Raw genomic sequence first — 20,955 nt, 5'->3', positions numbered from 1 at the left:
ACTTTAAAAGGGCCATAAAGTCTTTATCCGACTACTCAAAATGTGTTAAAAGTTTAATTTTCCTTTCATGTTGTTTCTATCTTTTCATTATTTTTCATTATCTTTGCAGCCGAATTAAGAAACCCGGACTTGTAGCTCAGTTGGTTAGAGCAACAGACTCATAATCTGGAGGTCCCTGGTTCAAGCCCAGGCTGGTCCACAAATAGGTTTCAAAAGGATGTCAAACAATACGTCATTTTAGCCTTCAAAACAAGGATAATCGCTGTAAAATCAAGGTTTTACAGCGATTTTTTGTTTTTTATCCATATCCGTTTGACTGCCAAACTATACCTTTTGATAGTCATCATTCGGTCATTTTCTGCTACAGAAATTGCTACACAAAAGCAGGCTCTCAAAAAAATGTAGCAATGAATGGAAAATGACTATCAAATTGACGGCATGCAAAACTTTCGTTTTCAAGAACTTATGTCGAACTTTGTAGCCAAAAAGCTACACTAAAATGATGTGTTATGAAAACGACTTTCAAGGTATCCTACTACCTACGTTCCAACTATGAGAACAAAGAAGGAAAATCACCTGTAATGCTCCGAATATATCTCGGTGGCGAAAAGGCAAATCTTGGATCCACTAAAATTTTTGTGGATAAATCCAAGTGGAGTAACAAAACCAGCAGAATGATTGGCAGAACAGCAGAAGCACTCTCCATTAATGCTTCTATAGATGCACTGACAACAACACTGATGCAGATTTACAGGAAATATGAAACATCAGAGGAACTTTCCATAGACCTTATCAGGTCGGTATTCCTTGGTACAGACAAAGAATATACAACTTTTCTGCCAGTCTTTGACAAGTACATAGACTCCATCACACAACAAGTTGGTAAGACATTAACAAAGGGTACTTTTTATAAGTATAAGGTGGTGAGGCAGAACTTTCAGGATTTCCTACAAGCAAAGTATCATCGCAAGGATATTGGACTGACAGAACTGACAAGTGCCGTTGTTCAGGACTTCGAATTATACCTTACATCTGTTGTAGGTGGCGTGCATAACACAACCACCAAGAAATTGAGAAACCTGAAAACGGTCGTGAACTATGCGAGGAACAGAGGACTTATCATGCATGATCCATTTGCGAATCACAAGCTGCGCTATGAATTGGTAGATCGTGGCTACCTCACAGAAGAAGAGGTACTCTGTATTATGAAGAAGCACTTTGACATAGAACGGCTGGAGTTAGTAAAGAATATTTTTATTTTTTCCTGCTTCACGGGATTAGCCTACATTGACGTATATAATCTTACCTACGATAAAATTGTTACCGTAGAAGAAAGACAATGGCTCATCACCAAGAGATACAAGACAAGCGTAGATGAAAACGTCATGTTACTGGACATTCCACTTGCCATTATAAGAAAGTACTACGACATCAATAGAAAAGGGGGGAAAGTCTTTCCTATGTTGAGCAACCAGCGTATCAACTCATATTTGAAAGAAATTGCCGACCTTTGTGGCATAAAAAAGAATCTGACCTTCCACATGGCAAGGCATACTTTCGCCACTATGTCTATATCCAAAGGGGTACCAATGGAGTCTGTATCAAAGATGCTTGGACATACAAATATCAGAATAACTCAGATTTATGCACGAATAACAAACAAGAAAGTGGAACGTGACATGGAAGAACTGGCTGGAAAACTCAGTAAGTTCAATACAACTATGGGCATATAATATATTAATGTATAACCCTAAAATAATAGATGATTATGGAAACAAAGAAAGAGCTTTCTTACTTCCGTTTGAAGTTAGAGAACTACCTCAGTGAGCATTTCCCCGAAATGCTAAGTGACAAACCATTCATAACGGCAAGAGCCGATGAAGCCCTTACCACCTACTGCGATGCAGTGGCACAAGGCTTTTCTCATCCCGAGGCGGAGACGATGGCAAGCGAAGTTCTGTATCAAGGACTGCATTTCTCCAAGTACGACACCCTTGTTTCAGTTTTAGAGAATGAGTTCGAGAAAGAACTCCCTTCTCCTCTTCCTGAAAGACTAACACCAATGCTTCTGAAGAATAAGGCTGTGCAAAGCGTTTTCAATAAGTACGAACTGACAGACGACTTTGGCTCAATTCCAGAGTATGAGAAACTCTACACCGAACTGACAGGGACAATCGTTCTGCTTATAGAGGTTAATGGCCTGCCAACCGTCGATAGTAAGAACATGACTTGATGTAGCACCATCGGGAGCTTTTGTAGTGTCAAGAGCCAAGATAAACGCTCCGCTCCACACGCCAAGAGTTTGTACAAACACTTGTCTTTGTGTAGCCTGCGCATCTTGTTATTGCTCTTGAACTATTAAAAGCTCCGATATGAATACAATCATCATGAATCAAGATGTTCTTAAAAGTGCGATTTCTCGCCGAGACAATAGAAGCGAGCTTCCATTGTCCTCACGGCTTAACGAAATCGTTCACACACCTGCCTTCATCAAGGCAGACGCATCAAACAAAACCGATAATATCAAGCAGCAGCCGACTTCTCCCAAGCAAGTCCGCCGCTTCTCTTGGACACGCTTTATCGAACTCGCAATCCTACTTTCCATCGTTATCGGTGTCATTTGGCTTATATCGAAGATGGTAACGCCGCAAGTCGTAACTGCCGTCTCTGTCATTGCAGGCTTTCTGATACTACGCTTTATAGTCAGGGTAATTCTAAAAGTGACATTTACGCTGCTGAGCATTCTCTTCTGGCTGGCAATTCTCTGTGCCATCCTGCTTTGCGTGCTTTGAGAAGCACGACGATGTAATCTGTAAACACTTTCATTTATCGTTCATCAGGTGGTTATCTCGCATTTTGAGATAGCCACCTTTTCTATTTTCCACTATGGTCGTTGCACTTTCGCTTCTTTTCCAATGCTCCACGATATGCGATGACAAGAAGACGGATGCTGTTCCCTTTTTATCCGCAAAGGTAGTACGGGGCTTGTGGCTTTCCCAAGGTCCTAAGCCGCTTGGTTTGTCTGGAAAATCTCCACACCTACGGGTTGTATTTTCCGCCAAAACCTTGTGCAAGCCCGCCCCGCTACCTCTATTTTGCTACAAAAAGGAATCAGCATACTCCGATCTTTGGACGCATAAAAAAAATGTCGCTATGGATAAGCAAAAAGTAAATACAACATCTTCGATGAACAGAAAAGGATATAGCTCCTCCTCTCATTACCGCATTAACCCTACGGCTGAAAAAAGTGAGCAAGTGTTGGCAATTAAGTTTGTACAATGGGACGTTCCCCCTTTGGAGAGCCTTTGTAATAGCAAAGTATATCTCCTACGTGTGAAACTCAATCGTGGTGAGTGTATGAGCCGTGAGGAAAAGAATTGGCTATGTGAAGCGGTGAACTCTAATACCTATTTCCGTACAGCCGTTCCACTGCAAGGCTATCGCTTTGACTTCTTTGAAGTGCTGAAGAAATACCTTGTCAATCAGTACGGACAATGGACAGAGTATTACGCACCCGACAGAACAAGCCTAAGAGCCTACCTATATGGGCGTATCAATCAAATAGTAGAAATTCCCAAGTATTAACAACATCAAAACTTATACGACAATGAAAGGTACAGAACATTTCACACGGACAATAGCCGAGTATCTCAATCAGCGTGCTATGACAGACCCTTTGTTTGCTCCTAACTTGATGAAACCGAACAAGAATATTGAGGAGTGCATCACCTATATTCTTAATGAAGTGCAGAAAAGCGGTTGCAACGGCTTTGATGATGATGAAATCTTCTCTATGGCTGTTCACTACTATGATGAGGACGATATAGAAGTCGGCAAGGCTGTTTCTTGCCAAGTTGCCGTCAATCACATTGTAGAACTCACAGAGGAAGAAAGAGCCGAAGCAAGGCAGGAAGCCATTAAGCAATATCAGCGTGAGGAACTTGCCAAGTTACAGAGCCGTAACGCACGAGTGAAAAAGACCGAGAACATAGCAACCCAAGTACAACCATCATTATTTGATTTTTAAGCCTATGAAACCGAGAAACAAATTTGAGAAGGCGGTTTTGGAACAAAGCAAGCATCTTCGCCCAATAACCAAGACACAAAGTAAGTGGGCATTCCGTGAGTGCATAGACCACTTTGCCTACCGATTGCCAAAAGGTCGCACTACTTGTATGGATTGTGGGCATAGTTGGGTAATGGACAAACAGAGAGAAACTTGTACTTGCCCTCATTGTAGGGCAAAGTTGCAGGTCAAGGAAACATACGAGCGCAAGTTGCAGCAGAAGCAGTATTTCACCCTACTTACCACTTGCGGAGAGTTTCAAGTATTACGTATGTTCCTACTTATTGTGGGTATGGAGAAAGGTTACAAAGCACAGACGTCTATAATTGAGATTGGGCAATATTGGTGGAATATGCAGGGACGAAAAGCAGTGGTTGCCATACAGAGGGTATTGGGACACTATGTTGATACTTTTTCTTATTATAGTCCTATGGCGATACGCAACGATAATGAAGCCTACCAGCATATTGCCTACTCACCCATATATCCGAAGTTCAAGGTTACAGACATACTTCGTAGAAATGGTTTTAAGCATAATTTCTATGGCATCGTGCCTACTAAGTTTATTCCTGCATTGCTTACAGACAGCCGTGTGGAAACATTGCTAAAAGCAGGTCGCACAGACCATTTACGTTACTTTCTTGGCAACAAGAAGGCTTTTGAAGAACTATGGCAGTCCTACAAGATTGCAGTTCGTAACGGCTATGAGATAGCAGACATTTCTCTTTGGAGTGATTATGTAGATACACTTAGAAGATTAGGAAAGGATATTCATAATCCAAAATATTTATGCCCAACAGACCTTAAAGGCGAACACGACCGCAGACACGAGGGACTTCTCAGACAGCGTGAAAGGGAGGAGATAGAACAGAAGCAAAAGAAGGCTATGGAAGATGAAAAGCGTTTCAAGGAACTCAAATCCAAGTTCTTTGGTATCTTTTTTACAGATGGCACAATCCAAGTCCACGTGTTGGAGAGCGTGCAGGAGCATTTGGAAGAAGGTGTATCAATGCACCATTGCGTATTCTCTAATGCATACTACCTCAAGGAGGACTCCCTTATCCTTTCGGCTACCATTGAAGGCAAGCGAATAGAAACCATTGAAGTATCATTAAGAACTCTGGAGGTGGTACAAAGTCGTGGAGTGTGCAACAAGAATACAGAATACCACGAGCAGATAGTAAACCTTGTGAATGCCAATCGAGGACTTATAAGCCGAAGAATGAAAGCAACAGCATAAAGTATGAACCATTAAATTATCAGAGATATGAAGACAGAGATTGAAAATATCATCTACAACTATGCGGATGAGATACCGCATATTCTCATTAGGGTTATCAACGCAATAACCCTATCCGACAGCAAAGAGGAGTTAAGGTCGGCTATCAACAAAATAGCTGAAGAAACAGAGCTTGATAAGTTCTTTGCATACGGCTATGGCGCACATCACTTCTGGCTCAAACACCGCAAATTATCCAATGGAGAACCAAAGGAATATAGATTATTAAAGGTTGAATTTTAAGATTATGAAGAAGAAATTTTACAGAGTTCGGACACAATACGTCTTTGAAGGAGTGTTTGAGGTGGTTGCGGAGAGCAAGGAAGACGCACGGCAGAAAGTCCTGCAAAATTGTGGATTGGTTATGGGGTGGCAGTATTCACAGCACTTTGCCCGATGATGAAATAAATTGGGCTTTTGACAAACACCCCAACAAACGAATAGACAGAATAACGAAAGTGCAAAAATATCCTTCTGAATAATAGTAAAAGCCACGCAAACCGAAAATTTGCGTGGCTTCTTTTCTTTCTCTTTGAACGAGCAGGCGACCAAAGAAAAGAAGCAAAAGAAAGTCGCAATCTCAAACTGATAAATTATTCCATTAACCAATCTTTTAGTGAGATACATCCACCCTCTGTTTCTACCATAAGAATATCATCTACAAGGTTTACTCTTGGATAAATATCTATGTAAGCAGGCTTAGGTGTATCATTAGGTGTATATACACATATTCTGTTCCCTTTTAGTGCGTGAAAATACCCCAATTCCCATGGTGTCCATTGTGATTGAAAGCTAGAATCTGTATTGATATATAGTAGGGCCTTGGAAGACTTTAATCTCTCAATAATTGCTTTAGCTGTGCTAATATTAGTCAACTCTCGCTTTAAAGCATTTCTATCACTAACCCAGTCTATATAGACATTTAACCCAAAACTATTTAAAATCGCTTTCATCTTTAGTATCAAGTCACTATCGGATGAACTGTGAGATATAAAAAGGTCATATGTTTTCATTTGTTCAAGCTGAGAATTATAGATAAAGCGAATTAAATCTTCTGGGGTGTTGATAGGATTAGGGACTATTTTATCCCCAGGTCGTTTTTCCCCTTTCCTATTCGGTCGAAGACGAACCTCTTTTTCTCCAAATTTCTGCAATGTAAGAAATGCAAAATGTCTAAGGTGATAATTTCTTTCAGAAGCATTGACTTTGTAAAGGAACTTTATTGTAACGGGGCTTTTGTACTTAGAAGCTTCTTGTAACACTGCATAACGAGTATCAATATCAGTGGGGTTCTGATGTTTTCCAGCGAAATAAGTTTGAATATAATAATTAGAGTAACTAGGAATTACGTGTTGAACATACTTTTGATTTTGTCCTATTTTATCTTTTCTATTTTTTTGCTTGCATAGACTCTGTTCAAGTAAATTTTCCCTAAACTCAACTCGCTCCTTCTCTGGCTTCTTAAGTTGATTGTATAATCCCTCATTATAAATAATGGGTAGAGCAATAGATCGTAGATAACTGATAGGTTTTGGGAAGAAATATATTTTAGGTAGTCCTTTCTTTTCTCTCCCCTTATCCATCCTATTGTACTCTTTTGCTTTACTACAAATATCATCCCAGAAGTAAGAATATAAGAGTTTGAACTCTGATAAAAAGAGTTCCTCCGAGAATCCCTCTGGCATTATTGCTAAAATATTCCTCAATGGTCTCTTCAATATTTTTCGAAAGCGAAGCAGTTCTCCTTGATACCTCCGTTTGGTTCTCCCCATATTAGATAATTTTGCCAAAGAATAAAACGACTAAGGCTACAATCAAATAGAAGGGTGTTGTAGAGGGAGAACACGTCGCTTTGATAGTGTTCTGGAGCTGTGTACATCGACCTCCAAGATTTTCCACCCTATAAATTAGGTCAACATAAGTATCATCAGAGAGTTTGTCAAGAAAATCCTTCTGAGATTTAATCACCGCTCTCTCCAATCCTAGATAATAGCAATCTAGTAGATAAAGAAGCCCTACAGGAATCAAACAAAGGCAAGCATTTGGGAGTTGCATCTCTTTATCAACCAATAGTACAAGCATCGCAGCAACAAGAGTTACTGTCCAATTTTTACAGTTAGCACTATTCCCCGCCATTCTATTAATGATACCTTGAAGCATTGATATGTGAGCTTGTACTGCGGAGTCTTTTAAAACATCTAACTTTTTTTCTTTGTTCATTTTATTATTCTTTTAATTCGTATAATTTGTCCAATGCATGTACACTTAAATCTTCAGAATACTGTCGCAACTTATGGTGAGTATATACTTCTGTTAGCCAGGATTTTTTCCAATTATTCAATACTCTATTATCAATATCGGTAAGATGATCTATTGGTATGTTATATATAATACGTGGAGTGGGTCTTCCACCTTCAGAAAAGGACTCTACCGTTCTTTTCAATCGATATTCTGAGAAGTGTCTTCTCCTTATTAAATGCGTCGTTGCAATTTCGGAATAAATCCAAGGAGATTCTGTTTGATTAATGATGGTGTTAGGTGTAATTGAGTTAGGCGTATTCAGGAAAAATAAACACTCTGTATTGTCTATCATTTGAGTGAGTGCCACAGAGAGCATCATATGAACATGACTTGTTGAATAATTCCTTTTTTCATAGCTATAAGAGTGATTTCCATTAAGACAATAGACAGCATCTATCTGTTTTAGGAGTTCATTAGCATATCCCCAAACGCATGAGTCAATAAATGCAGTTAATCCAAAAGTATCTTTTAACCATCCTGCAAGAGCAATAGCAAGAGCCTCATCTTTATGTGAGTGTGATATAAAAATATCAGCCTTAATTTGGGGGAACCAGTTTGCTTGCATTTTACTCCCGTCAAGAAAACCATCTCCATTTGCAAAAGAGCTTATTTTTTCTATGATCTTTGCTCTTTGATTCGAAAAACTTTCCGAGCCTATTTCTTGTAATTTTTCGAAATCGTCTTGCTCGAAACAATTTTCCTTTAATGATAAATTAAATCCTCTGTACATAGCATTTATTACTTTTTCAAGCAAAGTTACTCATTCATAGTGACAAAGACGAATAAAACGGTAAGAAATCCTACCTTGCAAGCTGATAAAACTTGTAAGAAGCATATTTTGTGAAATCAAGGAATATAAAACAGGGTAAACTCCACTTGCCTCCGTTTCACTAATCCTTTCAAAACTTTTCCCTTATATCGGCAGAATGAAACATACTCCCGATAAAAGTTCCTGTCTCCAGCTTCTATTTTTCGTAGCAGCCTACTCTTGGGATGCTTACCATAACCGAGCAGTCGCCCTACACCCACATTATAGGCAAGGAGGCTGAGCAGCAGGGCATCCTTCCCATACCCCTTGAAGTGTTCAAAGCATTTCCAAAGGTCGGCACGAAGCAGCGAGTCTGCCTGCCGTTCCGTCATATCCGCAGTGAAACGCTCTCCTAATTGCAGCTGATGCCCATAACCAACATACGGATAATTCTTCCAGCCGTGCAGTCCCTCAAAGTATTTCACTACGACAACCGCACGTTCAAAAGGTGGCAAGTCTGCCAGCCGCACCCTGCGCTGGGCAAGGGTCGGCTGACAGAACAGGCAGAATACACAAAGTAAAATGAAAGAATTTATCGTTCGCATCAATTATGTTCTTAGTGGCGAGAAGATGCAGGCTTGTCCTTGCCCTCTTCTCGCTCGTTGTTGAAACTAAAGGTCAGCTGTTGAACTTTCCCAAAACTATCCTCCACATAGACATCAATCGTCTGGCGGTCAGCTGAGAGCGAGGTATAGTATAAGCGGAACACATCTTTTGTTAGCGGATAGCGGTCGTTAGGTTTGAAAACCGTGCCGTTATCATTTCTTAGCAAGCCCTTGCCATCAGACTGGAAATAACGTATCGTATAGCGAGTGTCAGCAAACTCACCGCCCCGCTTCAGCGTGCAGCGTATCTCAGCCGTCTGTCCCTTTATGATGTCCTTCTGAACCGGCATTGTCTCCACCGTAAACGGATAAGACTGCTGAACATCCAAATCCCTATCACAAGCAGATAGGCAAAACACGGCAAGGGTCAGCACGCCCATTACCCAAATCGTATTCAATATCTTCTTCATCTTTTCTTCTACTTAAAAGTTAAACCTTAGTCCTGCATAAACAGCCGGACGAAAACGATGCACGTCCGAGCCAAAGAGGAAACGTCCCTGCGCCTTTACAAGAAAGATAACCCTGTCCGTTAGGAACACTTCCACCGAGCCATGTACGGCACCGCCATAGACAAAGCGGGAGCGGTCGAGCAGTGTCGCCCCATCGGGCAGCAGCTTTTTGTCCTCGTTCAGTTGCTCATAGCCACCCAAGGCGGATATGCCACCATAAAGAAACACGTTCTTTCCTCTGTCGGAGAGAACAGGGTGCATATAACCCACCTGCAAGAGAGCATCCTTGAGTTTTACGTTATAGCTTCTGTACGGCATATTCTGCTGTTCATACTCTGCCATAACAAAGGTATAATTCTCACGACCCAAATATCGGGTGAGTGATGCTCCCATACCGAAATTGCCAGCAGCAAGGAACTTTTCACCCTTGATAAGCGGAACACCTCCTACAACCTCTATGCCCCTTTGCTTGGGTATCAGTCGCTGTGCCTGCGATGGCAAGCTAAAAGCCATTGCCACCGCCACGCAAGCCGATAAAATGATTTTCTTCTTCATAATGCCTACCATTTGAGTTTGAGGTTATCAATCTTCTTTGCTATCTGCAGGTCTTCTGCCGTTACATAAAAGGTTAGCGTACGACCGCCATTTCTCTCATAGAGCGTCACTTCAAGCTGCTTATCTTCTGCAAGAGAAAACTGCTCGAGCGCAAACACAGTGTGTTCACTTCCCATGCCACGCACCTGCATCACCTGATGATAGGCACGAAGTGGCTGAAGCACCTGCTCTTGTATAGCGGTGCGCTTTGCCATCTTCTTATCCACCACCTTAAACGTGATAAAATCCACAGAGTACGGCATATTCGTGCTGTTTTCCATACGAATGTGGAAATACAGCAAGCCGTTATGGGCATACAAGCCACGAAGCAGGAACTTCATACCAAACTGCTGAGCACCGATGTGCTTGATGCAGCGTCTGTCATTCTGATAGATAGTCTGCATCATCAGCTTTACTAATACGGGCGACTCGTTGCCAAGTTCCTTAAAGTAAATGTCAGAGCGATTGCTCGGCAGTCTACCTTCCGTCGTGGAGAGAAAGTCTTTCATCTCGATACTTAACTTCTCCGGCTCATCAGCATACTTGACGTTGAAAGCATAGAAAGAGCCGTCCTCACAGATAACACTCATATTGGTCTCCGTCTCAAAGTCCTTCACCGAAGCCTTTACACGCAGTACGTTCTCTGCATCCTCCGCCTTCCCTGCGATGATATTCTGTGAACCTAAGTCTACATAACGAATGGCAGAAGGGAAGATAAGATGCACGGTCTTGTCAAAGGTAACGTCAAGACCATACGGCAGAACGACACGCCCCGTTGGAATGGCACGGCTCATACCTTGAAAGAGCTCTCCCGAAGTAAGCGGATGGCTTGGTGTCAGACCATCATTGTTTTCCTGTGCTGTGGCTGTTGCTCCCACCATGGCAAGCATAGCCATTGATAAAATAATTTTCTTCATTGTTCCTTTTTTATTTGATGTTATTTTTTACTTATCATTTTTGATTGTTTTATTTGGACTGAACCAAGAAAAGGCGGTAGCCACCCTTGAGCGTTACCTTGATGGTGCGCAGCTTCTTTTGAAGCAGCTGACTTGCGCCCTGCATCACCCCACGGGCAGCCTCTGAGATAATCTGGTCTTTGGCAGAGGAAGCGAAGGTAAAGGATGTTCCCATTGAACCACCGATGTTCGCACCGACTTCCTTAAGCGCATTTATGTCCTCCGAACCTGGTATATACACGCCCTCCTGTCCGTCTGTGTCATATGCAGAGAGCTTGACGGCTATGATATGACCGTCCACCTCAATGCTTTTGATAAGTAGGTGCATACGGTTACCTTCAATCTTGGCAACGGCTATGAGTCGGCTATGCCGTGGAATTTGCAGTCCCTGTACCTTGGCACTTTCAAGCAGACGGAGTACGACATTGTCACCCTCCTTAAGAACAGTGGTCCTGTCTACTACAACTTTAAGCGTATTGCGCATTGTAGGTACAGCCGTGCTTGCAAGCGAATGAAAACCCATATTACGAGCCTTCTTGCCGTATTCCTCCATAAAGTACACATCGCTCATAGGCTGATCAAGTGAAGAAACTATCTGCCTACGCTCCGGCAGAACTTCCATTGCAGGCTTTTCATTCTGCATGGTCTTGCCCTTAGCGGCGTCAGAGCCACCTGCTGTATCTTCCGTTTTTTCATTTCCTGCCGCCAGACCATTATTGAAGGTAGGTGGAGTTGATGCTTTGGGAAGATACTTCGCTGCCATCTGATAGCTCTTTTCCATCAAGGCAAGCTGCCGTTTCTCTTCATTGTCCTCCCTGCTGTCTTTGGCTGAGAGTTCCTTTTTAAGATTATCTATTTCCGAGCGCAAGGCTTCACGCTCCTGCTCGTGTGGATCGGGAGCGTAAAAGGAGTTCAAGAGGCGATTATTCTCCTCATAGCGATGCATAGAGTTTTCTATCTTTGCCGTAGAAGCAGCCGTTTCTGCACGCTGCTCCTCTGATGGAGCAGTGTTCTGGGTGAAATAGTCCGATAGTCTGCCCATCTCCTCGCGGGTCTGTTCCTCCTCGTGTGCCTTGTCGCCCAATTCGTAGGCTTTGAGCTTGTTTTCGGTGAGCTTTTCTGTCGTTGCCTGCGGGATGCTGTCATTGAGTCCCTGCTCCGCTGCAGTCTTATCCTTGCCCGATGGTGCGAAGATGAACCACATTGAGAGGGCAAACAGCAGTCCCAGTCCTCCGAAGACTAAGCCTTTTTTCATTTGTTCTTTCTGTTTATTATCCATTTTCTTTGATTGTTTGATGATGTTGTAGATAAAAATTACCGTGTAACTCATGTAAAGTGCTGTCCGTCCGTATCGGACTGTCCGTCAGCTTTCCCGTGGGGATAGGTAGTTTCTCCTTCTTTGGAGGAAGGAAAAACTGCGCTATCATCCAAAGCGAGCAGAGCAGATAGATGAAGCTCAGCCCATAGACGATTTCCTTTCTCTGCCTTATCGTGAGCCTTTCACACCGATGGCGGAGCCACAGGTGAAAGCGCAGATAGTGACGTGAGAGTAAAAAGTTTCTTTTCCTTGCCATAGCCTTATCGTTTATAAGTCTGTATATCCCTGTTTTCCTTAACGAGGAAGTTCTCCATCAGGAAGCCTTGCGGGTTGTTGTCCGAACGGACAGAGTTCTGCAGCGTGCAGGTCGTAACAAGACTACGCTCTGTGACGTTGCTCTGGCGGACGATAAACTCCCGTGCATAGGTCGTTACCGCATAAGGGTAAGTATTAAAGTTGCAGTGGATAGAGTCCACCTCTATGCGCTGATTGACATTACCCGATATGGCACGGTTATAATAGCCCTTCTCTGCCAAGTCCTTATAATAGTTGAAAGCCGACTTGTCACACAGCACAAAGGCACGCTCCATATTCTTTTCGATGGCATCCTTGTCGGGCGCAATGGTGAAGAACAGCTCATGGAAACGGCGAACGTGTTCTCTTGCCTCTACGGGACGATTACGACTTGCATCCTGACTGAGGGCAAGCATGAGCGACTTTCCCTGATCAAGCACATAGATTTTCTCCCGCTGCTCCTTAGCGAAGCTGTACGAGGCATAAACGGCATAACCGCTTACTACCACACAGACGATGGCAAAGACAAAGGCATAGAGTCTTATTTGTCTGAATGAAGTCTCGATATTACCAAGTGATTTGAATTCCATTTCTTTTTTCTTTTATATCTGTTGATTAATTAGGCATAGTTGCTCGATTTCTATTTTCCTTTGAGCAGTGCACCCTTGATACGTCCACCGACATTTCCCACAGCAGCACCTGCGCCAGCCATAGCAGCCTTGCCACCGGTATATGCTCCTTGCGCACCATGCTGTGCTGTCTGGTTGACATTACGACCGTATGAGCCGATACCGCCTCCAGCTTCGATAATCCATCCTGCCACGGTAGGTACACAGAAGTAGCCTACGATACCGATAAGGAAGAAGACGATGTAGTACCACGTCCCCGAATCAGGCAGGTAGTTAGGGTCACTGAGTGCTTCGATATCCTTCTCTATCATCAGCACCTGTATTTTCGTAAGCAGTGCCGTAAGGATAGAGCTGACAGGCAGCCACAGGTAAACAGAGATATAGCGTGAGAACCATGCCGTAAGTGAGCCTGCAAGACCATCCCATACGGCAATACCGAAGACTATCGGACCGAGAATGGCAAGGACGATGAGTATAAAGGTGCGTAGTGTGTCGATGATAAGTCCTGCAGCATGGAAAAGAAGTTCTAAAAGGTCGTGTACCATCTTCATAATCCATTGCTTGGTCTGATAGGCAGCACGCTCGGCATACATACCCGCTATCGTCACGGCATCTTCAGGTCCGATGATGCCCATTTCCTCTATCTTCTCATCGAACTTCTCGTTGGAAACAAGGTAGGCTGTTTCAGGATTCCTAAGGTAGGCTTCCTCTTGCAACTTGTCCCGCTTGGCAGTAAGCTCGGCAAGGTTCCCCTCCTGCTGGTGTACCATCATCTCCGTTCCCTGCACTACGGGCGAGAGAACGGCATTCATCGTACCCAGTACGACTGTCGGGAAGAACATTATACAAAAGCCTAAGACAAAAGGTCGGAGAAGTGGAAAAACATCTATCGCCTCGGCACGGGCAATGGAAGCCCATACCCGAAGGGCAATATAAAAGAGTGCACCCAAGCCTGCAATGCCTTTGGCAATGCCCGTCATCTGGGCACAGAGTGGCATCATCTCGTCATAGGTTGAGCGTAGCAGCTCGTGTAAACTGGCAAAATCCATAAGCAAAAGTGTTTTATGAAAGTTTTTTCAAGTTCTTTTTTGTCTGTGGATTTACCAATACCTGCTTGCCGTATTACCGTAGAGTGCCTTGACAGAGGCAAGGTTGTTCTTCTCCCTTGCACGCACGTAGCTCACGGAAATGTTCTTCCTTGTGTAGTATGATACAAGCGAGCGGTTTTCCCTCAGTGTGGTATAAATACGGTCGATTGCCAGCATGCGCTCGTGGTCGTTCATCGAGAAGACATTACTCTTAACGATGGACTTTAGTTCCTTGAGACTCTCACCGCTCTGCTCCAAAAGCTTGGCATAGCCCGAAGCCATCGCAGCGAGTTCCGAAGGGCGGAAGTTCTTGTCCGAGAGCATTTTCTTATACGAGGTAACGTAAATCTCCGAGATGTCGCCCACCATCAGGATGCACTCCTTGACCTTGTAGGCATCGCCAATCAAGTTGTTCACCTTCTTGAGTGCATCGTAATACTTCTTGGTGTCGTTGTAGAGTTTCTCCACTTCCTTAAAACCGTCCAAGGTATTCTTCACCGTCTTGGAGGCGGTGGCTATCTCCTTGACCGAATTGACGATGTTGCCAGCAAAATTGCCAGGGTCGGTTACTACCCACTGTGCGTGGGCTTTGGGAACAGAAAGGCTCAATCCTAAGAGAGCCATGAAAATGTACTTTTTCATTGTTACTATAGTTTTGATGGTTTGTACTTATTTCTTTTTATTGTTTCTTTTCTCTATGGCAAGCTGACGGATAGCCGTTTCGATATCCCCACCAAGCTGTGCTGCCCTGTTCATCACCTCCACCTTCTCGGTTTCCTCCGTAGTGTAGGTTAGGTATTCCTCCATGCTCACTTCCGTAGCATAGACGGCACTCTGCATACCGCCCAGCCCTATCCACACTTCCTTGTAGAGTCGGTTGGGGTCGTTGTTCTGGTTGATGGAGAGTATCTGGCTCTTTTCCTTTTCCGAAAGACCGAGCATCGCCTGTATGCCGTCGAACTTGGTCATGTACTTGCGCTGGTCAAGCAGTATCTTGCAGTCAGAGTTATTAATAATGCTCTCCTTGACGATGGGTGACTGGATGATGTCGTCCACCTCCTGCGTTACGACAATGGCTTCCCCGAAATACTTTCTCACCGTCTTATAGAGATACTTGATGTAGTCTGCCATGTTTGCCGAAGCAATCGCCTTCCACGCTTCCTCAATAAGTATCATCTTACGGATACCCTTTAATCGGCGCATCTTGTTGATGAAGGCTTCCATGATGATAATCGTTACCACAGGAAAGAGGTCTTTGTTGTCCTTCACTTGGTCGATTTCAAAAACGATAAAGCGTTTGGAGAGTAGATCGATGTTCTTGTCCGAGTTCAACAGGAAATCATATCGACCACCACGATAATATTGCTTCAATGTAGTTAAGAGGTTGTTGATATTAAAGTCCGAGAGCGTTACCTTAATGTCTCTCTTTTCCATATCCTTTCGGTACACGTCCCGCAGATACTCATAGAAGGTATTAAAACAGGGTGTAACGCTGTGGTCAGCACATATCAGCTCGATATAGGTGTTGACGGCAGAACCAAGTTCGCCTGCCTCGGTCTTAGTGATATGCTCATCTGCACTCTTCCAAAGCGTGAGCAGCAGCGTGCAGATACTCTCCCTTTTCTCCACGTCGAAGAAGTAATCATCTGTATAGAAAGGGTTGAAGGATATCGGACTTCCATTGGTATAGGTGAAATACACACCGTCCTCACCCTTGGTCTTGCGGTGGATAAGTTCGCACAAGCCTTGATATGAGTTACCCGTATCGACCAAGAGGACGTGCGCTCCCTGCTCATAATACTGACGTACCATGTGGTTGGTAAAGAAAGACTTGCCGCTACCCGAAGGACCCAAGATGAACTTGTTGCGGTTGGTGATGACTCCTTTTTTCATCGGCAAATCCGATATGTCTAAGTGGACGGGTTTTCCTGAAAGGCGGTCTGCCATCTTGATACCGAAGGGAGAGAGCGAATCCTTGTAGTTCGTCTCTGCCGTAAAGAAACAGAGGGCAGGCTCGATGAAAGTATAGAATGACTCTTCTGCAGGAAAGTCTGCCGCATTGCCGGGAATGCCTGCCCAGTAGAGCGTTGCCGCATCAATGGTGTTGTGGCGAGGGTGGCATTCCATAAGAGCAAGTGCAGAGCCCACGTCATTCTTAATCTGGCGAAGTTCTTCCTTATCGCTACTCCAGGCCAATATGTTGAAGTGAGCACGGATGGAGGTCAGTCCCTGTGAATGGGCAATATTGAGATACTCCTGTATCCACTCCTCGTTGATTTGGTTGCTACGGCTATAGCGTGCCAGCGAGTGCATATTCCTTGCCTGCTTTTCGAAGCGTTCCAAGTTGACATCACTGTCCTCGATGAAGAGATACTGGTTATAGATATGGTTGCAGGGTAGCATCAATCCTACGGGAGAGGCAAAGGAAAGACGGCAGTCACTTCTGTCGGTGGATAGCCGTTCATATCGGCTGTCCGTGCTGACCGTTGTCGGCAGGTCATCCGTGTCGGAGAGTGTGTGTAGACAAAGCATATTGTCGCCCACACGCACAAGGTCTGCGCCCAAGCGGATGTCCTCCAACGACGCGTGTCCTTCTTCCGAGAGGGAGAAATAACGGTCCAAGAGTCCGCCCTTTTCATTTGTACCAACCAACTCTTCCTCTGTCATGCGGACAATCCTTAGCTGCTCGGTATCGTTGATGATACGCTCGAACTGGTCCACTGCTTCCATGAACTTCATCACCTCATCTTTGTTGGTGATTTCCTTGGGCAGCAGGTGTCCACGGCAGAGCGAAGAGAAATTACTCTGCTGTGCCATACGCTGCTTGTTCGTCTTGGTAAGGAAGAGATAGACTGAGTGGTGGAGATACGGACGTTCGTTGAAGTGCCGTTCAGAGGAGCGAGCAAGGAAACTCAGTCCGCCATCGGAGAGCTTTCCTTGATAGTCCTCCTTAATGAACCAGTCCTGCTTATGTACGATGCTGTAATTGGGCAGCACTTTTATAGCCTTGTGCCAGGCAGAGTGCATTGCTTCGTATTCTGTAGAAGTGACGGTAAAGAGTTCGGGCAATTCCACACGGAAAGCCACCGTGATGTCTGCATCCTTGCTCACCATACAGCCCTGCTCTATGGAGAGCAGTGGAAACTTCGATTCCAAGGTCGTTATCTTGCTTTTATTTCTCATTTCTTCGCTATCTTTGGTTGAAGGTTACGAATAAGGTGGCAGACCGTACGGCGGTTTACAAGGTAGCGTGGGTGCATACGCACTGCTCCTTTCTTCATCAGTCCGTACTGTCCGTACTTTCTGTTCATGGTGAACGTTTGCCACACCACTATGGTGGCACCCACTACACCTATGACAAGACAGGCTATCTGACTGATGCCGCAGAGATAGAGAATGACCACAAGAATGAAGACGGCAAGCAGCCCTCCTGCAAAGAGGAAGAGGTACTGCGCCTTCAAGCCCTTGAACTCCACCGTCCGGCCTACACCTTTGTTGATTTCAAATGCTGCCATCGCCTTACAGGAAGAAACTTCTCAAGATAGTGGCAGCCACGATGAGGAAGATACACGCACCGAACCAAGAGGCTGCGGTCTTGCTCGTATCGGGGTCACCACTTGAGAACTTGTTGTACACTTTAATACCTCCAATCAACCCCACTACTGCCCCCACGGCATAGATGAGTTTCGTGCCGGGATCGAAGTAGGAGGTTACCATTTTTGTAGCTTCATTGATACCAGCAATACCATTGCCTTGTGCGTATGCTCCTATGGTGGCGGTCATCAGCAGGAGCATCATCAGTGTAATTTTTTTGTTCATTTGTATGTTATAATTTTAAGTGTGATAAAATTGCTTGTTCTTAAAAGGAAGGGGAAAGAGAGGCACATTTTCATGTGGAAACCTTGTAGCTGTTAATGAGCCGTTTTCTTTTCCCGCTTCCATCGTTGATTGTTTACAGATAATATGAAAGAGGCTTGTCGTCGTCATTATCGGATGAAGTGTCAGAAGCGCTTGAATCTGCTGGTATTGAGTTTTGAGAAAACAACATTGCTTGTTGCTCGCTTTGTTCTTCCGCTTTACGGATTTTCTCCAAAAGCGAAGTTTGCTCACCCTGCATCTTGGCGATGTTCTCCTTGTACTTATCCAATAGATCTGAGTCTTGAAGCTGCCGAATAGTCTCTTTGACTTCTTTCTCATCAGCCTCCTCACAGTTCTTTGCCCATTTTTGCAGGCGGACTAAGTCACGTGCGAGGACGGACTGCCCTGACATCTCGGTTTCGTCCGATGTGGACTCAATGGGCAGAATTAATTCCTCACGGGCGACCTCATCCTCCTCAACTCGCTCCATCTCGAAATCAACGTCCATCTCGTTGTCCTCTTCCTTCATGTCCTCTTTCTTTTCGGAGTTCTGAGGTGCAAAATTATTACTATTCTGCTCTGAATTTTCAGATGAAGAAGCAGAGGGAACTTGTGGGATAATAGGGGAAATGGAACGGCTTTTGCCAATCAGTACAAACTCGGCTTGATCTTCTTTTCCTTCTCCTTTTTGTCCGTCTTTTTCCTTCGTCGCTTCATTCTCCTTAGTCTGCTCATTGCCCTTTTTATTTTTCTTGATAAGGATGCCATACGGAGATACATACCGCATATAGAAGTACAGGATACCCAGCATTATCCAAATGATGATGAGTATCAGTATAAAACTGAAAAGTATTGTTTCCATCATAGTGTTATTGTTGTCTTGCGTCTTTGTTTTGCTGCCGCATTGTTGAGCAATTCCAAATGTTCACGCAGGTGTTCCCTAAGAATGTTGTCTATATATGCGGCTATGGAAACACGCTCCCCCAAGTCCTGCAACACGTTGCGCAGGTTCTGCAGCGTTTCCAGATTAATGGAGAAGGCTGTCCGCATTTGGGAGCGGACGGGATGAAAGTACAGGGAACGGTAGTCCTCTATGGAAAGGGAGGACACGCCGGGCTTTTCCATTCTAGGCTTCCTTTCCCGTTTCTGTTCCGTGTTCCCCGTTTCCTCTCTTTCTATTTCATCTACCGGTTTTTCTTTTGCTGTTTTCGTTTCTTTCGTCTCTTCTAAATTATTGTCTTCCTCCCCTGATGTTGCAGGGGAGGACTCAGTATCCTCGGAAGGGTCGAAGGAGTTTGGTATCGTGACAGGTTTTACCACGACATTGTCCTCTGCCATTTTCTTCAGCTTGTTTTCCAGCTGTTGCTTTCTTTCCTCAATCGTTGCCATTTTCTGTTTTCGTTTTTAGGTTGAGACGTTGAATTATCTCATTGACGAGTTCGTCCAGCCCTGTACCCATTCGTAATCCCCTTGCAGGAGGCTGATAGGTAGAGCGAAACACTCTGCGCAGTCCGTATGTGGAAAGTTCGTGAGAGAAGCGGTGCGTGGCATACACATAGCCGGGCAGGAGCGTGAGTTCGTATTCGTCGATGAGCTTTGTATATTCATCGATGATGATGTTCCTTACTCTTCTGTCCACCTTGTTCCAGAACAGGATAATGTCCTTTATCCGGGAGTCGGACATCGAAACTCCAATCTCCGTGATAGTCTTGGCGTATGCCAGACATGAAACCAGCGACTGAATGTCGGCTTCAATCGGAGAAAGGATATAGTCCATCTGAAGGGACAGTTCCATCAGTTCGGTTGTTCCGGCATGTCCCGGGAAATCAAATATAACCAACTGGTACTTCTCGTTGCTGATACCGTCGATTTTACTTCGTGCAGTCCTGACGGCTTCCTTGGGTGCGGACTTGTAAATTCTGTATGCTTTTTTGCCGAGGTGATGAAAGTACTCCTGCATGGATTTGGAAAGCTCTTCGCTCTCCTGAACGATACTTTTCTCACGTTCCCTCAGTTTGTAGAAAGAGTCTTGCGACAGGTCGCAGTCCATCACGAAGAGGTTGATGCCTTGCTCGTAGTACAATATGCTGCTTACGATTTCGGCAAGAGTACTTTTTCCCACTCCTCCCTTTTGGGAAGAGAAGCCCAGAAAAAGGGGGCGTTGTTGTTTGTTCTCCATAATGATAATTTCTTAGTTCATATTATTTGTCTATTTGATGTTTGGATATTCTCTCATTATTAAGAGTCATCAGCAGACAGTTTGCTCTGACTGCGTATGGTTCGGGCGATAGTCCAAAAGGACGATTTCAAGTTCTTACAATTTGTTGTATTGACAATAGTTTGTCATGACAATAAATTGTTATGAATATGTATTGTTCCTTCTTGTCATCTTTGGTGCAAGCAGGCGGTAATATGATATATCTTTTGCTTGTGTTATCATACCATTGTTCGCTCGTTCTGACTGCAAAATAAATGATATTTCTGCTGATTTTATTACAGCGATGAAGTGCAGGGAAATACGAGGAAAAAGAGTGAATATCTCTGATAATGAGATATTTGAAAATCTGCCGTAACTTTGCAGGCGAGAATAATACATGGAGGTAACGTCCCGAAGCAGACACCCCAAAAGGGTGGATACTTCAATCGTATCAACTCTTAATATTGGCAAGGTGTGTCTTTGTCCGACAAACTCCGTTTCTGCCGACAAAGA

Annotated in this window: 25 protein-coding genes, 1 tRNA gene and 1 pseudogene; 9 read left to right on the top strand and 18 right to left on the bottom strand. The window is 44.1% G+C overall.

The genetic code is table 11. From position 1 onward, the window contains the following. Nucleotides 1-125: 125 nt before the first annotated feature. The 9 genes and pseudogenes from ACZ48L_RS04035 to ACZ48L_RS03995 all read left to right on the top strand — a co-directional run bounded on the left by ACZ48L_RS04035 (nt 126) and on the right by ACZ48L_RS03995 (nt 5,827). Nucleotides 126-199 (top strand) — tRNA-Ile (locus tag ACZ48L_RS04035). A gap of 310 nt (nt 200-509) precedes the next feature. Further along, on the top strand, nt 510-1,733 hold the full coding sequence (locus ACZ48L_RS04030; RefSeq protein WP_025791906.1) for a site-specific integrase: 1,224 nt from the start codon (nt 510-512) through the stop codon (nt 1,731-1,733). A gap of 35 nt (nt 1,734-1,768) precedes the next feature. Then, complete coding sequence (locus tag ACZ48L_RS04025) at nt 1,769-2,233, top strand: DUF1896 domain-containing protein (protein ID WP_025791909.1); 465 nt, start codon at nt 1,769-1,771, stop codon at nt 2,231-2,233. Between the two features lie 139 nt (nt 2,234-2,372). Continuing rightward, complete coding sequence (locus ACZ48L_RS04020; protein WP_242401723.1) at nt 2,373-2,792, top strand: hypothetical protein; 420 nt, start codon at nt 2,373-2,375, stop codon at nt 2,790-2,792. Nucleotides 2,793-3,153: 361 nt separating this feature from the next. After that, on the top strand, nt 3,154-3,585 hold the full coding sequence (locus ACZ48L_RS04015; RefSeq protein WP_464722023.1) for a hypothetical protein: 432 nt from the start codon (nt 3,154-3,156) through the stop codon (nt 3,583-3,585). Nucleotides 3,586-3,607: 22 nt separating this feature from the next. After that, a complete protein-coding gene (locus ACZ48L_RS04010; protein ID WP_025792479.1) occupies nt 3,608-4,027 on the top strand; it encodes a PcfK-like family protein in 420 nt (139 codons plus the stop codon). A gap of 4 nt (nt 4,028-4,031) precedes the next feature. Continuing rightward, complete coding sequence (locus ACZ48L_RS04005; protein WP_025792478.1) at nt 4,032-5,306, top strand: PcfJ domain-containing protein; 1,275 nt, start codon at nt 4,032-4,034, stop codon at nt 5,304-5,306. Nucleotides 5,307-5,333: 27 nt separating this feature from the next. Further along, a complete protein-coding gene (locus ACZ48L_RS04000; protein ID WP_013265154.1) occupies nt 5,334-5,588 on the top strand; it encodes a hypothetical protein in 255 nt (84 codons plus the stop codon). Nucleotides 5,589-5,592: 4 nt separating this feature from the next. Next, nucleotides 5,593-5,827: pseudogene (locus ACZ48L_RS03995) on the top strand (hypothetical protein). Nucleotides 5,828-5,938: 111 nt separating this feature from the next. Here the strand turns inward: ACZ48L_RS03995 and ACZ48L_RS03990 are convergent. The 18 genes from ACZ48L_RS03990 to ACZ48L_RS03905 all read right to left on the bottom strand — a co-directional run bounded on the left by ACZ48L_RS03990 (nt 5,939) and on the right by ACZ48L_RS03905 (nt 20,424). After that, complete coding sequence (locus ACZ48L_RS03990; RefSeq protein WP_464722022.1) at nt 5,939-7,063, bottom strand: toll/interleukin-1 receptor domain-containing protein; 1,125 nt, start codon at nt 7,061-7,063, stop codon at nt 5,939-5,941. Nucleotides 7,064-7,118: 55 nt separating this feature from the next. Beyond that, on the bottom strand, nt 7,119-7,565 hold the full coding sequence (locus ACZ48L_RS03985; RefSeq protein ID WP_025792474.1) for a hypothetical protein: 447 nt from the start codon (nt 7,563-7,565) through the stop codon (nt 7,119-7,121). Nucleotides 7,566-7,569: 4 nt separating this feature from the next. Next, nucleotides 7,570-8,400, bottom strand: coding sequence for a toll/interleukin-1 receptor domain-containing protein (locus tag ACZ48L_RS03980; protein WP_199897304.1), 831 nt, complete (start codon nt 8,398-8,400; stop codon nt 7,570-7,572). A gap of 92 nt (nt 8,401-8,492) precedes the next feature. Then, nucleotides 8,493-8,999 (bottom strand): glycoside hydrolase family protein, encoded by a 507-nt coding sequence (locus ACZ48L_RS03975; protein WP_025792470.1) that lies wholly within the window; start codon nt 8,997-8,999, stop codon nt 8,493-8,495. An 11-nt stretch (nt 9,000-9,010) separates the two neighbouring features. Continuing rightward, a complete protein-coding gene (locus ACZ48L_RS03970; RefSeq protein ID WP_025792468.1) occupies nt 9,011-9,469 on the bottom strand; it encodes a DUF3872 domain-containing protein in 459 nt (152 codons plus the stop codon). 12 nt (nt 9,470-9,481) lie between these two features. Beyond that, the gene (locus tag ACZ48L_RS03965) at nt 9,482-10,075 is read right to left on the bottom strand and encodes a conjugal transfer protein TraO (RefSeq protein WP_025792466.1); all 594 of its coding nucleotides are present in this window, start codon (nt 10,073-10,075) and stop codon (nt 9,482-9,484) included. Next, complete coding sequence (traN, locus tag ACZ48L_RS03960; RefSeq protein WP_025792464.1) at nt 10,069-11,019, bottom strand: conjugative transposon protein TraN; 951 nt, start codon at nt 11,017-11,019, stop codon at nt 10,069-10,071. The genes ACZ48L_RS03965 and traN overlap by 7 nt, the downstream gene beginning before the upstream one ends. Before the next feature lie 49 nt (nt 11,020-11,068). Then, nucleotides 11,069-12,337, bottom strand: coding sequence for a conjugative transposon protein TraM (gene traM, locus ACZ48L_RS03955; protein WP_464722021.1), 1,269 nt, complete (start codon nt 12,335-12,337; stop codon nt 11,069-11,071). Continuing rightward, entirely contained in the window at nt 12,330-12,632 is a 303-nt protein-coding gene (locus ACZ48L_RS03950; protein WP_025068482.1) for a hypothetical protein, read from the bottom strand. The genes traM and ACZ48L_RS03950 overlap by 8 nt, the downstream gene beginning before the upstream one ends. Nucleotides 12,633-12,636: 4 nt before the next feature. Continuing rightward, nucleotides 12,637-13,260: a conjugative transposon protein TraK gene (gene traK, locus ACZ48L_RS03945; RefSeq protein WP_025792462.1), complete on the bottom strand. Its 624-nt coding sequence runs from the start codon at nt 13,258-13,260 to the stop codon at nt 12,637-12,639. Between the two features lie 50 nt (nt 13,261-13,310). Continuing rightward, a complete protein-coding gene (gene traJ, locus ACZ48L_RS03940) occupies nt 13,311-14,348 on the bottom strand; it encodes a conjugative transposon protein TraJ (RefSeq protein WP_004372732.1) in 1,038 nt (345 codons plus the stop codon). Between the two features lie 51 nt (nt 14,349-14,399). Further along, nucleotides 14,400-15,029 (bottom strand): DUF4141 domain-containing protein, encoded by a 630-nt coding sequence (locus ACZ48L_RS03935; protein WP_025792459.1) that lies wholly within the window; start codon nt 15,027-15,029, stop codon nt 14,400-14,402. Between the two features lie 27 nt (nt 15,030-15,056). Beyond that, on the bottom strand, nt 15,057-17,570 hold the full coding sequence (locus tag ACZ48L_RS03930; RefSeq protein WP_464722020.1) for a TraG family conjugative transposon ATPase: 2,514 nt from the start codon (nt 17,568-17,570) through the stop codon (nt 15,057-15,059). Beyond that, complete coding sequence (locus tag ACZ48L_RS03925) at nt 17,567-17,902, bottom strand: DUF4133 domain-containing protein (RefSeq protein ID WP_025792458.1); 336 nt, start codon at nt 17,900-17,902, stop codon at nt 17,567-17,569. Before ACZ48L_RS03925 ends, ACZ48L_RS03930 begins: the two co-directional genes overlap by 4 nt. 4 nt (nt 17,903-17,906) lie before the next feature. Next, entirely contained in the window at nt 17,907-18,206 is a 300-nt protein-coding gene (locus ACZ48L_RS03920) for a DUF4134 domain-containing protein (RefSeq protein WP_004342556.1), read from the bottom strand. 133 nt (nt 18,207-18,339) lie between these two features. Further along, nucleotides 18,340-19,110, bottom strand: coding sequence for a hypothetical protein (locus ACZ48L_RS03915; RefSeq protein ID WP_025792456.1), 771 nt, complete (start codon nt 19,108-19,110; stop codon nt 18,340-18,342). Next, nucleotides 19,107-19,634 (bottom strand): DUF3408 domain-containing protein, encoded by a 528-nt coding sequence (locus ACZ48L_RS03910; protein WP_025792455.1) that lies wholly within the window; start codon nt 19,632-19,634, stop codon nt 19,107-19,109. The genes ACZ48L_RS03915 and ACZ48L_RS03910 overlap by 4 nt, the downstream gene beginning before the upstream one ends. After that, nucleotides 19,621-20,424, bottom strand: a complete 804-nt coding sequence (locus ACZ48L_RS03905; protein ID WP_025792454.1) for a division plane positioning ATPase MipZ — start codon at nt 20,422-20,424, stop codon at nt 19,621-19,623. Before ACZ48L_RS03905 ends, ACZ48L_RS03910 begins: the two co-directional genes overlap by 14 nt. Nucleotides 20,425-20,955 lie beyond the last annotated feature (531 nt).

Source organism: Prevotella histicola (assembly GCF_055385135.1).
This window is presented reverse-complemented; position numbering and strand designations above follow the sequence as displayed.

Excerpts from the sequence above, each read along its gene's own strand:
- ACZ48L_RS03930 (WP_464722020.1), bottom strand. The coding sequence starts at position 17,570 with ATGAGAAATAAAAGCAAGATAACGACCTTGGAATCGAAGTTTCCACTG.
- ACZ48L_RS04000 (WP_013265154.1), top strand. The coding sequence starts at position 5,334 with ATGAAGACAGAGATTGAAAATATCATCTACAACTATGCGGATGAGATA.
- ACZ48L_RS03910 (WP_025792455.1), bottom strand. The coding sequence starts at position 19,634 with ATGGCAACGATTGAGGAAAGAAAGCAACAGCTGGAAAACAAGCTGAAG.
- ACZ48L_RS03965 (WP_025792466.1), bottom strand. The coding sequence starts at position 10,075 with ATGGTAGGCATTATGAAGAAGAAAATCATTTTATCGGCTTGCGTGGCG.
- ACZ48L_RS04015 (WP_464722023.1), top strand. The coding sequence starts at position 3,154 with ATGGATAAGCAAAAAGTAAATACAACATCTTCGATGAACAGAAAAGGA.
- ACZ48L_RS04025 (WP_025791909.1), top strand. The coding sequence starts at position 1,769 with ATGGAAACAAAGAAAGAGCTTTCTTACTTCCGTTTGAAGTTAGAGAAC.
- ACZ48L_RS03905 (WP_025792454.1), bottom strand. The coding sequence starts at position 20,424 with ATGGAGAACAAACAACAACGCCCCCTTTTTCTGGGCTTCTCTTCCCAA.
- ACZ48L_RS03970 (WP_025792468.1), bottom strand. The coding sequence starts at position 9,469 with ATGAAGAAGATATTGAATACGATTTGGGTAATGGGCGTGCTGACCCTT.
- traN (WP_025792464.1), bottom strand. The coding sequence starts at position 11,019 with ATGAAGAAAATTATTTTATCAATGGCTATGCTTGCCATGGTGGGAGCA.
- traM (WP_464722021.1), bottom strand. The coding sequence starts at position 12,337 with ATGGATAATAAACAGAAAGAACAAATGAAAAAAGGCTTAGTCTTCGGA.
- traK (WP_025792462.1), bottom strand. The coding sequence starts at position 13,260 with ATGGAATTCAAATCACTTGGTAATATCGAGACTTCATTCAGACAAATA.
- ACZ48L_RS03920 (WP_004342556.1), bottom strand. The coding sequence starts at position 18,206 with ATGAACAAAAAAATTACACTGATGATGCTCCTGCTGATGACCGCCACC.
- ACZ48L_RS04030 (WP_025791906.1), top strand. The coding sequence starts at position 510 with ATGAAAACGACTTTCAAGGTATCCTACTACCTACGTTCCAACTATGAG.
- ACZ48L_RS03950 (WP_025068482.1), bottom strand. The coding sequence starts at position 12,632 with ATGGCAAGGAAAAGAAACTTTTTACTCTCACGTCACTATCTGCGCTTT.
- ACZ48L_RS04020 (WP_242401723.1), top strand. The coding sequence starts at position 2,373 with ATGAATACAATCATCATGAATCAAGATGTTCTTAAAAGTGCGATTTCT.
- ACZ48L_RS04010 (WP_025792479.1), top strand. The coding sequence starts at position 3,608 with ATGAAAGGTACAGAACATTTCACACGGACAATAGCCGAGTATCTCAAT.
- ACZ48L_RS03925 (WP_025792458.1), bottom strand. The coding sequence starts at position 17,902 with ATGGCAGCATTTGAAATCAACAAAGGTGTAGGCCGGACGGTGGAGTTC.
- ACZ48L_RS03935 (WP_025792459.1), bottom strand. The coding sequence starts at position 15,029 with ATGAAAAAGTACATTTTCATGGCTCTCTTAGGATTGAGCCTTTCTGTT.
- ACZ48L_RS03915 (WP_025792456.1), bottom strand. The coding sequence starts at position 19,110 with ATGATGGAAACAATACTTTTCAGTTTTATACTGATACTCATCATCATT.
- ACZ48L_RS03975 (WP_025792470.1), bottom strand. The coding sequence starts at position 8,999 with ATGCGAACGATAAATTCTTTCATTTTACTTTGTGTATTCTGCCTGTTC.
- ACZ48L_RS04005 (WP_025792478.1), top strand. The coding sequence starts at position 4,032 with ATGAAACCGAGAAACAAATTTGAGAAGGCGGTTTTGGAACAAAGCAAG.
- ACZ48L_RS03985 (WP_025792474.1), bottom strand. The coding sequence starts at position 7,565 with ATGAACAAAGAAAAAAAGTTAGATGTTTTAAAAGACTCCGCAGTACAA.
- traJ (WP_004372732.1), bottom strand. The coding sequence starts at position 14,348 with ATGGATTTTGCCAGTTTACACGAGCTGCTACGCTCAACCTATGACGAG.